This window comes from Pantoea sp. GbtcB22 (genome assembly GCF_019091025.1).
Lineage (GTDB): Bacteria > Pseudomonadota > Gammaproteobacteria > Enterobacterales > Enterobacteriaceae > Pantoea > Pantoea leporis.
Genome location: NZ_JAGXKB010000380.1, coordinates 1 through 258, shown reverse-complemented (window position 1 = coordinate 258; position 258 = coordinate 1). Strand labels below are relative to the sequence as shown.

Here is a 258-nt window from a genome sequence, read left to right as displayed (position 1 = left end):
TGGTTGTTAGCAGGATTAGCAGAACCTGAAGAGAATGCAGCATGGCGATCAACCTTAATGACCTCGCCAATGGTGGTGGTGATGCAGCAACCAAATGGCCGACCCGATTCCTTTGATAATCTCAAAGGCGAAAGAATAGCCATTAATCGCGACAAACCATTGGTATCCTGGCTGCAAACCTGGTATCCCTCGAATGAATAATCGCTCACTGATGACTTATATCAGGCGACAGAGTTGTTACGCAGCAACCGGGTACGG

1 protein-coding gene is annotated in these 258 nt (G+C 48.1%); it reads left to right on the top strand.

Annotated elements, in window-relative coordinates:
* The coding region (locus KVT28_RS25535) for a hypothetical protein (RefSeq protein ID WP_217551019.1) at positions 1-201 on the top strand (201 nt) is incomplete at its 5' end.
* Positions 202-258: the final 57 nt, after the last annotated feature.